The 12,202-nt window shown below is 64.8% G+C and carries 7 protein-coding genes; 3 read left to right on the top strand and 4 right to left on the bottom strand.

Annotation, left to right across the window (positions count from 1 at the left end; genetic code table 11):
- Nucleotides 1–31: 31 nt before the first annotated feature.
- From ACI0FO_RS07125 to ACI0FO_RS07110, 4 genes are all read right to left on the bottom strand, one after another.
- The gene (locus ACI0FO_RS07125) at nt 32–2,122 is read right to left on the bottom strand and encodes a M3 family metallopeptidase (RefSeq protein WP_416025304.1); all 2,091 of its coding nucleotides are present in this window, start codon (nt 2,120–2,122) and stop codon (nt 32–34) included.
- A 182-nt stretch (nt 2,123–2,304) separates the two neighbouring features.
- Nucleotides 2,305–3,156 (bottom strand): bifunctional methylenetetrahydrofolate dehydrogenase/methenyltetrahydrofolate cyclohydrolase FolD, encoded by an 852-nt coding sequence (folD, locus tag ACI0FO_RS07120; protein WP_416025302.1) that lies wholly within the window; start codon nt 3,154–3,156, stop codon nt 2,305–2,307.
- Nucleotides 3,153–3,779: a response regulator transcription factor gene (locus tag ACI0FO_RS07115; protein WP_416025300.1), complete on the bottom strand. Its 627-nt coding sequence runs from the start codon at nt 3,777–3,779 to the stop codon at nt 3,153–3,155. Before ACI0FO_RS07115 ends, folD begins: the two co-directional genes overlap by 4 nt.
- Entirely contained in the window at nt 3,776–5,530 is a 1,755-nt protein-coding gene (locus ACI0FO_RS07110) for a PAS domain-containing sensor histidine kinase (protein WP_416025299.1), read from the bottom strand. The genes ACI0FO_RS07115 and ACI0FO_RS07110 overlap by 4 nt, the downstream gene beginning before the upstream one ends.
- A gap of 349 nt (nt 5,531–5,879) precedes the next feature.
- On the opposite strand from ACI0FO_RS07110, the gene aceE reads away from it, so the two are divergent.
- The 3 genes from aceE to lpdA are packed head-to-tail and all read left to right on the top strand — an operon-like array spanning nt 5,880 to nt 12,071.
- The gene (gene aceE / locus ACI0FO_RS07105) at nt 5,880–8,588 is read left to right on the top strand and encodes a pyruvate dehydrogenase (acetyl-transferring), homodimeric type (protein WP_416025297.1); all 2,709 of its coding nucleotides are present in this window, start codon (nt 5,880–5,882) and stop codon (nt 8,586–8,588) included.
- 12 nt (nt 8,589–8,600) lie between these two features.
- Nucleotides 8,601–10,280 (top strand): dihydrolipoyllysine-residue acetyltransferase, encoded by a 1,680-nt coding sequence (gene aceF, locus ACI0FO_RS07100; protein WP_416025296.1) that lies wholly within the window; start codon nt 8,601–8,603, stop codon nt 10,278–10,280.
- 12 nt (nt 10,281–10,292) lie between these two features.
- On the top strand, nt 10,293–12,071 hold the full coding sequence (gene lpdA / locus ACI0FO_RS07095) for a dihydrolipoyl dehydrogenase (RefSeq protein WP_416025295.1): 1,779 nt from the start codon (nt 10,293–10,295) through the stop codon (nt 12,069–12,071).
- The last annotated feature ends 131 nt before the right edge of the window (nt 12,072–12,202 follow it).

Genomic DNA, 12,202 nt, shown 5'->3' with positions numbered 1-12,202 from the left:
GTGGCGGGCCGTCGGGAGAAACGCGCAGGGCTTAGTTGCCGCTCATGCCGCTATGGCGTAGCAGGGCGTCGATGCGCGGCGGGCGGCCACGGAACGCGGCGAACGAATCGGCGGCCGGGCGCGAACCGCCCACGGCCAGCACTTCGCGGCGGAAGCGCGCGCCGGTCTCGGCGTCCAGTGTGCCCAGCGGATTTTCAGCCTGATTTTCAGCCTGATTTTCAGCCTGTTTGGCGGCGGCCTCTTCGAAGGCTTCATACGCGTCGGCGGACAGCACTTCCGCCCACTTGTAGCTGTAGTAGCCCGCGCCGTAGCCGCCCGCGAACAGGTGCGAAAAGGCATGCGGCAACCGATGCCAGGCCGGCGGGAACAGCACGGCCACTTCCTGGCGCACTTCCTGCAGCAACGCCAGCACTTCGTCAATGGTGGCGCCGCGGGCACGGTCGTGCATCAACATATCGAACAAGGCGAACTCGATCTGGCGCACGGTCTGCATGCCGCTCTGATAGTTGCGGGCAGCGATCAGGCGGTCATAGAGGGCGCGCGGCAGCGTTTCGCCGGTATCCACGTGGGCCGACAGCTTTTGCACCACGGCCCATTCCCAGCAGAAGTTCTCCATGAATTGCGAGGGCAGTTCAATGGCATCCCATTCCACGCTGGCGAACGCGGCGGCGCCCGGCTCGTCGACCTCAGACAGCAGCGCATGCAGCGCATGGCCGGTTTCGTGGAACAGGGTGATGACGTCGTCGTGCGTCAGCACGGCGGCGCGGTCGCCGTTGGGGCGCGAGAAATTGCAGGTCAGGTAGACGACGGGCGTTTGCACGCGGCCGGCCACGACGCGTCGCGTGCGCTCGCTGTCGACCCAGGCGCCGCTTTGTTTGCCCGAACGCGCGTACAGGTCCAGGTACAGGTAGCCGATCAGGCCGCCCGCGGCGTTTTCCACGCGCACGCCGCGCGCGTCGCTGTGCCACGTGGACACCGGCGTTTCCGTCAGGCGCACGTCGAACAGTTTTTCGATTACTTCATACAGGCCCGCCAAGACGCGCGGTTCGGTGAAGTACTGCTTTACCTCGTCTTCGGAATAGGCGTAGCGCGATTCGCGCAGGCGTTCCGATGCGAAGGCCACGTCCCAAGGCTGCAAGCTGTCCAGGCCCAATTCGCCAGTGGCGTAAGCGGTCAGTTCGGCCAGATCGCGCTGCGCGTAGGGCTTGGCGCGGGCGGCCAGGTCGCGAAGGAAAACGGTCACTTCGCGGGCGTCGCGCGCCATGCGGGTTTGCAGGCGCAGCGCGGCGAACGTGCCCAGGCCCAGCAAGCCGGACTCTTCGGCGCGCAGGGACAGCAATTCTTCGATCAGCGGAGAGTTATCGAATTGGGCGTCGCCTTGCTCGGACGCAACGGTTCCATAGCCGCGGTACAGCGCTTCACGCAGTGAGCGGTCTTGCGCGTACTGCATGACGGGCAGGTAGCACGGCATCTTCAGCGTCAGCTTCCAGCCCGGCTTGCCGTCTTCCTCGGCAGCGGCGCGGGCGGCGGACAGGACATCCGCGGGAATACCGGCCAGGCGGGCCTCGTCTTCCACCTGCAGCGACCACGCGTCAATCGAATCCAGCACGTTTTCCGAGAACTTCTGCGAGGCCTGCGCTTCGCGGTCGGAGATCTGGGCGTAGCGCTCGCGGTCGGCGCCCTGGAGCTCGACGCCGCTTAAGCGGAAGTCGCGCAGCGCCATCTCGACGATGCGGCGGCGCACCGGCGACCACGACGCAAAATCGGGGGCGGCGGCCAGCCGCTGGTATTGCTTGTACAGGCCTTCGTGCAGGCCCACCCACGTCGAAAATTCGGTGATCAGCGGCAGCGCGGCGTTATAGGCTTCGCGCAGTTCCGGCGTATTGACGACCGCGTTCAGGTGCCCGGCCACGGACCAGGCGCGCCACAGGCGCTCGGAGGCGGTATCCAGCGGTTCTACCACCGCCTCCCAGGTGGGCGCCAGGCCGGCGTCGGCCGCGTGATCGACCGCCTGGCGGGCGATGCCCAGCAGTTCCTCGATGGCGGGCACGATATGTCCCGGCTTGACGGCTGCATAGTCGACCAGGTCGGAAACGGGGGCAAGCAGGGGGTTCTGGGTCATGGTGTTACCGGCGTGAGCAATGGCGAGCGGCGCGCGGGGCATGCACCCGGACGCCGGCGGAGTTCATAGGAATCAGGTAAGGGCGATCTGCCCGAATGCAAGGGCGCGGCGGCGCCCCGGGGCGGGGCGATGCGAAGAGCCCGGGCGGACCCGGGCGCCTGGCCCGGGCCGCATGGCGGGGATCAGGCGGCAGCCCGTTCCGCGGCTTCAACCGTATTGACCAGCAGCATGGCGATGGTCATGGGGCCCACGCCGCCAGGGACGGGGGTGATGGCGCCGGCCACGTCGCGGGCGGAAGCAAAGTCCACGTCGCCGCACAGCTTGCCGTCGTCGCCGCGGTTGATGCCCACGTCGATGACCACGGCGCCGGGTTTGATCATGGAGCCGTCGATCATGCCGGGCTTGCCGGTGGCTACCACCAGCACGTCGGCGCGGCGGGTCTGGGCCGCCAGGTCGCGCGTCTTGGAGTTGCAGAGGGTGATGGTGGCGCCAGCTTGCAGGAGCAGCATGGCCATCGGCTTGCCGACGATGTTGCTGGCGCCCACGATCACGGCTTCCGCGCCGCGCAGGGCCACGCCTTCGGATTCCAGCATCTTCATCACGCCGTAGGGCGTGCAGGGGCGGAACAGGGGCTGGCCCGTCATGAGCAGCCCGGCGTTGCTGATATGGAAGCCGTCCACGTCCTTCTCGGCCGCGATGGCTTCGATGACCTTGTGGGAATCCATGTGCTTGGGCAGCGGCAACTGCACCAGGATGCCGTGGATCGTCGGGTCCTGGTTCAGGACGGCGATGCGGGCCAGCAGTTCGGCCTCGGTCATGTCGGCCGGGTACTGTTCCTTGACGGAATGCAGGCCGGCTTTCTCGCAGGCGGCAACCTTGTTGCGCACATACACCTGGGACGCGGGGTCCGCGCCCACCAACACCACCGCTAGACCCGGGCGGGTTCCCTTGGCGGCCAGGGCGGCGACGCGCTGGGCGACTTCTTCGCGAATGCGCAGCGACAGTGCCGCGCCATCAATAATCCTAGCGGTCATGCATGTGCCTCGGGTTTGGCCAAGGCCACTTTCATCAAATCAGCAACGGTAGTCACTTCCAGTTTTTCCATAATATTGGCGCGGTGCGCCTCGACGGTCTTGATACTGATGCCCAGGTCGTCGGCGATCTGCTTGTTCAAGCGGCCGGCGACGATGCGCTCCAGCACCTGCTGCTCGCGCGCGGTCAGGCGCGCCAGCATGGCTTCGTGGTCCTTTTGGGCCTGGTGCTTGCTGACGCGTTGCGTGGCCTGTTCCAGCATGCGCGCGACGATCTCGCGCAGGTCGGACTCGTTGAAGGGCTTTTCCAGGAAGTCGACGGCGCCTTTCTTCATCGTGGACACGGCCATGGGCACGTCGCCGTGACCGGTGATGAATACGATGGGCAGCGGCGCGTTGCGGGCAAGCAGCTGTTCCTGGAGTTCCAGGCCGCTCATGCCGGGCATGCGCACATCGGCGATCAGCACGCCGATCTGGCTGGCGTCGTAGTCTTCCAGGAAGGATTCGCCGCTGGCATAGGCGCGAACGCGGTAGCCATTGGCCTCCAACAGCCAGCGCAACGAATCGCGGACCGCTTCGTCGTCGTCAACAATAAATACCGTGCTCGACAGGTGGGGCGTGTTCATGCGTGCAACTCCTCGGACTGATCATTCTGGGCCTGCGTCTGGGACGCAGCGCAGGGCAGGGTAAAGCGGAAAATAGTACCGCCGGCGGGGTTGGGGTCCGCCCACAGGCGGCCGTGGTGCGATTCAATAATGGTACGGCAGATATTCAGCCCCATGCCCAGGCCCTGGGACTTGGTGCTGAAGAAGGGTTCGAACAGGCGTTCGGGCTCGGCCAGGCCATGGCCGCGGTCCACCACGGCCACTTCGATGTGCTGCTCGTGCAGGATGACCGCCACCTTGAGCTCGTCGGACTCGCTCTTTTCCATGGCTTCCAACCCGTTTTTCAGCAAGTTCAGCAACACCTGCTCGATCAGGATCGGGTCGGCCAGCACATCGGGCGCGTTCGACGGCACGAAGCTGTCGATGCGGATGCGGCGTTTACGCGCGTCGATTTCGGCGAAACCGATGGCATTGTCGACAATGCGGCCGATGGCCACGCGCTGGCGGCGCGGTTCGCTGCGCTTCACGAATTCGCGGATGCGGCTGATGATCTTGCCGGCGCGCTCGGCTTGCGAAGCGGCCTTTTCCAGCGCCGGCAGCAGCATGTTGGGGCTGGTGTGCCCAGCCTTGACCAAGGCGACGGCGCCCATGCTGTAGTTGGCGATGGCGGTCAGGGGCTGGTTCAGTTCGTGCGCCAGCGACGAGGCCATTTCGCCCATCGTCGTCAGCCGGCTGGTCAGCTGGATTTTTTCCTGCTGCAGGCGGGACGCCTCTTCGTGGCCGCGGCGTTCGGTGATGTCGCGCGCCACCTGCATGCGCACGCGGCGGCCGTCGGTCCAGGCCAGCATCCGGTGATGCACTTCAAACCAGCGCTGCACGGACGGCGCGAACACTTCCACTGATTCGTCGGTGAAGCGGCCGCGGCGGCCAGCCAGCAATTCGTCGTGGCCGCCCGTCTGCGCGCCGAACACGCGGCGATAGGTGCGGTTGGCAAACAGCAATTCCAGGCCGTCGTGGGTGTCGGCCGTGACCGAAATGGCGTCGTCCAGGCCTTCCAGCACCGTCATGAAACGTTCGTGCGCGGCGGTCAGGGCTTCGCGGATGCGCTTGGGTTCGGTGATGTCCGTCATGGACGTCATCCAACCGATCTGGTTGCCGTTGGGGTCCAGCAGCGGCGACACGTACATGCGGGCCGTGAAGCGAGACCCGTCGCGGCGCTGCGCTTCGACTTCCAGGCCGCTGCTGGGCGTCTTGCCGGACATCAGCACGTCCAGCGTGTGCTGGTGTTGTTCGTGGCGGCCCGGCACCCAGTAAGGGAAGGGCGGGCTGCGGCCGATCAGGTCGGCCTCGTTCCAGCCGATCATCCGGCAGAAGGCCGGGTTCACGTAGGCGATGCGGCCTTCCATATCCAGCACGCGCATGCCGGTGGACATGGAATTTTCCATGGCGCGCCGGAAACCGGTTTCGGCGATCAGGGCGGCTTCGGCGGTGGAGCGGAAGCGCGTGTAGCGCCATAGCATCAGCAAGCTGATGACGATCACGCAGGACAGGGCCAGCACCACCCAGATCAGGCGTTGCTGGCGCATTTCCTGGTCGATCGTGACAAACATGACACTGTCGTCATGAATGCGTTGCAGCCAGAAGAACACCGCCATCACACAGATGTAGAGGATCAGCACCATGGCAGGCGTGACCCAGTACACCCCGCGGCGGCGGGTGCGGGCGTGATCGTGGAAAGGCGTAGGTATATTGGACTTGGGCGCGCTGGACATGGAATTCGGGCCAGATAGACCGCGCATTTTAGTGCGGGTTGGCAGCGAAGTGCCGGGAATCGGCCCCTGCTTTTAGCGTAAGCCTAAAAAAGTGCGGTCCGCAGGCGTTCAGCTTGCATTCATAATTTCATATTATGAAATGCCGTACCGCAACATGAAATTTTCCTTGCGAGCGGTTAATCTTCTTTCTTAGAATGCCGGCTGATAGGGAACCGACCCAAAGCAGGTCTCTAGAAAAACACCCCGACCCATGCCTGACATGGTAGCCCGGATGATCCCGGCTACCATGCAGAGTCCGCGAGTAGATAAGCGGGTGTGGTCACGAACGAACCCCAACAGGAGACACACGATGTCCTCTTTCGCCCAGGCTGGCGCCCCGCAGGCTGCCAACGACGAAGACACCCTTGAAACCCAGGAGTGGCTCGAAGCCCTGGCGGCAGTCCTTGATCGCGAAGGACCGCAGCGCGCGCACTACCTGCTGGAACGCCTGATCGACGAAGCCCGTCGCTCTGGCGCCCACATCCCGTTCTCGCCGAATACCGCTTACGTCAACACGATTCCCCCGGGCCTGGAGCCCGCGCATCCGGGCAACCTGGAGCTGGAATCGCGCATCCGTTCCTACGTGCGCTGGAACGCCATGGCGATGGTCGTGCGCGCCAACAAGCACAACCCGCCGGATGGCGGCGACCTGGGCGGCCACATCGCGTCGTTCGCTTCGCTGGCCACCATGATCGGCTGCGGCCAGAACCACTTCTGGCACGCCGAAGACGAAGGCCACGGCGGCGACCTGGTCTATTTCCAGGGCCACACGTCCCCCGGCATGTACGGCCGCGCCTACCTTGAAGGCCGCCTGACCGAAGACCAGCTGAACCACTTCCGCCAGGAAGTGGACGGCAAGGGCCTGTCGTCCTATCCCCACCCGAAGCTGATGCCGGATTTCTGGCAGTTCCCGACGGTGTCGATGGGCCTGGGCCCGCTGATGGCCATTTACCAGGCCCGCTTCCTGAAATACCTGCACGCCCGCGGCATTGCCGACACCAGCAACCGCAAGGTCTGGGTATTCTGCGGCGACGGCGAAATGGACGAACCGGAATCGCTGGGCGCCATCGCCCTGGCCGCCCGTGAAAAGCTCGACAACCTGATCTTCGTGGTGAACTGCAACCTGCAGCGCCTTGACGGTCCGGTGCGCGGCAACGGCAAGATCATCCAGGAACTGGAAGGCGACTTCCGCGGTTCGGGCTGGAACGTGATCAAGCTGATCTGGGGCGGCTACTGGGATCCGCTGTTGGCGCACGACAAGGAAGGCATCCTGCGCCAGATCATGGAAGACACCGTCGACGGCGAGTACCAAGCGTACAAGGCCAACGACGGCAAGTTCGTCCGTGAACACTTCTTCGGCAAGCACCCCAAGCTGCTGGAAGCCGTGTCGCGCATGAGCGACGAAGACATCTGGCGCCTGAACCGTGGCGGCCACGATCCCCACAAGGTGTACGCCGCGTTCGACGCCGCGACCAGCCACACGGGCCAACCCACCGTCATCCTGGCCAAGACCATCAAGGGCTACGGCATGGGCCACGTGGGCCAGGCCAAGAACCCGACTCACCAGCAAAAGAAGCTGGAGCTGGAATCGATCCGCGAATTCCGCGACCGTTTCGGCATCCCGATCCCCGACGACCAATTGGCGGACCTGCCGTACTTCAAGCCGGCTGAAGACTCGCCGGAAATGAAGTACCTGCACGAGCGCCGCGCCGCGCTGGGCGGCTACCTGCCGCGCCGCCGCGCCCGCGCCGACGAACAACTGAAGGCGCCCGCGCTGGACGCGTTCAAGGCCGTGCTCGAGCCCACCGCCGAAGGCCGCGAAATCTCGACCACGCAAGCCTTCGTGCGCATCCTGAACCAGGTGCTGCGCGACAAGGATCTGGGTCCGCGCGTCGTGCCGATCCTGGCCGACGAATCGCGCACGTTCGGCATGGAAGGCCTGTTCCGCCAAATCGGCATCTACGCGCCGGAAGGCCAGAAGTACACCCCGGTCGATAAGGACCAGGTGATGTACTACAAGGAAGCGGCCGACGGCCAGCTTCTGCAGGAAGGCATCAACGAAGCGGGCGCAATGAGCTCGTGGATCGCGGCGGCCACGTCGTACTCCTCGAACAACCGCATCATGATCCCGTTCTTCATCTATTACTCGATGTTCGGGTTCCAGCGCATCGGCGACCTGGCCTGGGCAGCGGGCGACATGCAGGCGCGCGGCTTCCTGCTGGGCGGCACTGCCGGCCGCACGACGCTGAACGGCGAAGGCTTGCAGCACGAAGACGGCCACAGCCACATCCTGGCGTCCACCATCCCGAACTGCGTGTCCTACGACCCGACGTTCGGCCACGAGCTGGCCGTGATCATCCAGCATGGCTTGAAGCGCATGGTGGAAAACCAGGAAAACGTCTATTACTACCTGACGGTGATGAACGAGAACTACCCGCAGCCGGGGCTGACCCAGGGCGACGAGGAAGGCATCATCAAGGGGATGTACAAGCTGAAGTCGCACGGCAAGGGCAAGAACCGCGTCCAGTTGATGGGTTCGGGCACGATCCTGCGCGAAGTCATGGCCGCGCAAGACCTGCTGGCCGCCGACTGGGACGTCGCTTCGGACATCTGGAGCGTGACCAGCTTCACCGAACTGCGCCGCAACGGCCTGGACGCCGAGCGCCACAACATGCTGCACCCCGAGGAAAAGAAGCCGCAGGTGGCTTACGTCACGGAACAGCTGGCGAAGACGGAAGGCCCGATCATCGCGTCGACCGACTACATGAAGTTGTTTGCGGATCAGATCCGTCCGTTCGTGCCCAAGGGCCGCGAATACAAGGTGCTGGGCACCGATGGTTTCGGCCGCTCGGATTTCCGCTCGAAGCTGCGCGAGCACTTCGAAGTGGACCGCCACTTCGTCGTCGTCGCCGCGCTGCGCGCATTGGCCGACGAGGGCAAGGTGCCGGTTGCCAAGGTGGCCGAAGCCATCAAGAAGTACGGCATCAATCCGAACAAAGCCAACCCGCAATACGCCTGAGGGTAAAGAGACATGAGCAACATCGTGCAAATCAAGGTTCCCGACATCGGCGACTTCAAGGAAGTGGAAGTCATTGAAGTGCTGGTGGCGGTGGGCGACACGATCAAGGCCGAACAAAGCCTGATCACGGTCGAGTCCGACAAGGCCTCGATGGAGATTCCCGCGTCGCAGGGCGGCGTGGTGAAGTCCATCACCGTGAAGGTTGGCGACAAGGTCGCCGAAGGCGCGGTCGTGCTGGAAGTGGAAGCGGAAGCCGAAGGCTCGGGCGCTGCCCCGGCCGCCAAGGAAGAAGCCCCCAAGGCTGCCGCCAAGGAAGCGCCGAAGCAGGCTGCTGCCGCTGCCCCGGCCGCCAAGGCGGAAGCCGCCGCGCCGGCCGCCGCCAGCGGTCCGGTCAATGTCGAAGTGCCGGACATTGGCGACTTCAAGGAAGTGGAAGTCATTGAAGTGATGGTCGCCGTGGGCGACACCATCAAGGCCGAGCAAAGCCTCATCACCGTGGAGTCCGACAAGGCCTCGATGGAGATCCCGGCGTCGCAAGGCGGCGTGGTCAAGGAAGTGAAGGTCAAGGTCGGCGACAAGGTCGCCAAGGGTTCGGTCGTCGTGGTGGTGGAAGGCGGCGCCGGCGCCGCGCCTGCCGCCAAGACGGAAGCCAAGGCCGACGCCAAGAGCGAAGCCGCCGCTGCCGCGCCGGCCGCCAAGGCTGACGCGCCCGCCGCCGCACCCGCTTCGCGCCCGGCCCCCGCCGCCGCGCTGGAAGATCCCAACCTGAAGCCCGGCCAATTGCCGCACGCGTCGCCTTCCGTGCGCAAGTTCGCGCGCGAACTGGGCGTGAACCTGAGCAAGGTCAAGGGTTCGGGTCCCAAGGAACGCATCACCGCCGACGACGTGCGCGGTTTCGTCAAGCAAGCGCTGGCCGCTGCCCCCGCTGCCGCAGCCGGCGGTTCGGCCGATGGCGCCGCGCTGGGCCTGTTGCCGTGGCCGAAGGTCGACTTTACCAAGTTCGGCCCGATCGAAGCCAAGCCGCTGTCGCGCATCAAGAAGATTTCCGGCGCGAACCTGCACCGCAACTGGGTCATGATCCCGCACGTCACCAACAACGACGAAGCGGACATCACCGACCTGGAAGCGCTGCGCGTCACGCTGAACAAGGAAAACGAGAAGTCGGGCATCAAGGTCACGATGCTGGCCTTCCTGATCAAGGCCGTGGTTGCGGCCCTGAAGAAGTTCCCCGAGTTCAATGCGTCGCTGGACGGCGACAACCTGGTGTTGAAGCAGTACTACCACATCGGCTTTGCCGCCGACACGCCCAACGGGCTGGTGGTGCCGGTGATTCGCGACGCCGACAAGAAGGGCATCTTGCAGATCGCGCAAGAAATGACGGACCTGTCCAAAAAGGCGCGCGACGGCAAGATCTCGCCCGCTGAAATGCAGGGCGGCTGCTTCTCGATTTCGTCCCTGGGCGGTATCGGCGGCACGTCGTTCACGCCGATCATCAATGCGCCCGAAGTGGCCATCCTGGGCGTGTCGCGTTCGTCGCACAAGCCGGTTTGGGACGGCAAGCAATTCGTGCCGCGCCTGATCGTGCCGCTGTCGCTGTCTTACGACCACCGCGTCATCGACGGCGCTTCCGCTGCCCGCTTCAACGCCTATCTGGGCGCCTTGCTGGCCGACTTCCGCCGCATCGCGCTGTAAACGGGGAGCCCCATGAGCAATACCGTTCAAATCAAAGTGCCGGACATCGGTGACTTCAAGGAAGTGGAAGTCATCGAAGTGCTGGTGGCCGTGGGCGACACGATCAAGGCCGAACAAAGCCTGATCACCGTTGAATCCGACAAGGCCTCGATGGAAATCCCCGCGTCGCAAGGCGGCGTGGTGAAGTCCATTGCGGTGAAGGTCGGCGACAAGGTCGCCGAAGGCGCGGTCGTGCTGGAAGTGGAGGCATCGGATGCCGCCGCGCCGGCCGCCAAGGAAGCGCCCAAGGCGGCCGAGGCCCCCAAGCAAGCTGCGGCTGCTGCGGCGCCGGCTGCGAAGGCCGCCGCACCCGCTGCCGCCAGCTTCAAGGGTTCGGCCGACGGTGAATACGACATGCTGGTGCTGGGTGCGGGTCCTGGCGGCTATTCCGCCGCCTTCCGCGCCGCCGACCTGGGCCTGTCCGTGGTCCTGGTCGAGCGCTACGCAACGCTGGGCGGCGTCTGCCTGAACGTGGGCTGCATTCCGTCCAAGGCGCTGTTGCACAACGCCGCCGTCATCGACGAAGCGCGCGAACTGGCTGCCCACGGCATCAGCTTTGGCGAGCCCAAGATTGATCTGGACAAGCTGCGCGGCTACAAGGACAGCGTGGTCGCCAAGCTGACCGGTGGCCTGGCCGGCATGGCCAAGGCCCGCAAGGTCACCGTGGTGACGGGCGTGGGCGAATTCGCCGATGCCAACCACCTGACCGTGACGTCGGCCGATGGCAAGAGCCAGACGCTGCGCTTCAAGCAAGCCATCATCGCCGCCGGCAGCCAATCGGTGAAGCTGCCGTTCATGCCCAAGGACGACCGCGTCGTCGACTCCACCGGCGCATTGCTGCTGCGTGAAGTGCCCAAGAAGATGTTGATCGTGGGCGGCGGCATCATCGGCCTGGAAATGGGCACGGTGTACTCGACGCTGGGCGCGCGCCTGGACGTCGTGGAAATGCTGGACGGCCTGATGCAAGGCGCCGACCGCGACCTGGTCAAGGTCTGGCAAAAGAAAAACGCCTACCGCTTCGACAACATCATGTTGAAGACGAAGACCGTGGGCGCCGAAGCCAAGAAGGACGGCATCTACGTCACCTTCGAAGGCGAAGGCGCGCCCAAGGAACCGCAGCGCTACGACCTGGTGCTGCAAGCCGTGGGCCGCAGCCCCAACGGCAAGAAGATCGGCGCTGAAAAGGCCGGCATCGCCGTGACCGACCGCGGCTTCATCGAGGTCGATCGCCAGATGCGCACCAACGTGCCGCACATCTACGCCATCGGCGACATCGTCGGCCAGCCGATGCTGGCGCACAAGGCCGTGCACGAAGGCCACGTGGCGGCGGAAGCGGCCGCCGGCCAGAAGTCGTTCTTCGACGCACGCGTCATTCCGTCGGTAGCCTACACCGATCCGGAAGTGGCGTGGGTGGGCTTGACCGAAGACGAAGCCAAGAAGCAAGGCATCAAGATCGAGAAGGGCGTGTTCCCATGGGCGGCTTCCGGCCGCGCCATCGCCAACGGCCGCGACGAGGGCTTCACCAAGCTGATTTTCGACGCGGAAACGCATCGCATCCTGGGCGGCAGCATCGTGGGCACCCACGCTGGCGACCTGATCAGCGAACTGGCCCTGGCCGTGGAAATGGGCGCCGACGTGGTCGACATCGCCAAGACCATCCACCCGCACCCGACGCTGGGTGAATCGGTGGGCATGGCGGCGGAAGTCGCCGAAGGCGTCTGCACCGACTTGCCGCCGATGAAGAAGAAGTAAGGTTGCGATCAGTGTGTGGCGGCGTTTGCCGCCGCACGTTGATGCTGCAATGCAAAAAGCGCTGGCCTTGTAAAAGGACCAGCGCTTTTTTTATCGAATGCCGCCGCGCGAGTGGAACGGTGTCCGATGTT

The organism is Achromobacter marplatensis (assembly GCF_049060505.1).
In the GTDB taxonomy this organism is placed as follows: domain Bacteria; phylum Pseudomonadota; class Gammaproteobacteria; order Burkholderiales; family Burkholderiaceae_B; genus Achromobacter; species Achromobacter marplatensis_A.
This window is presented reverse-complemented; position numbering and strand designations above follow the sequence as displayed.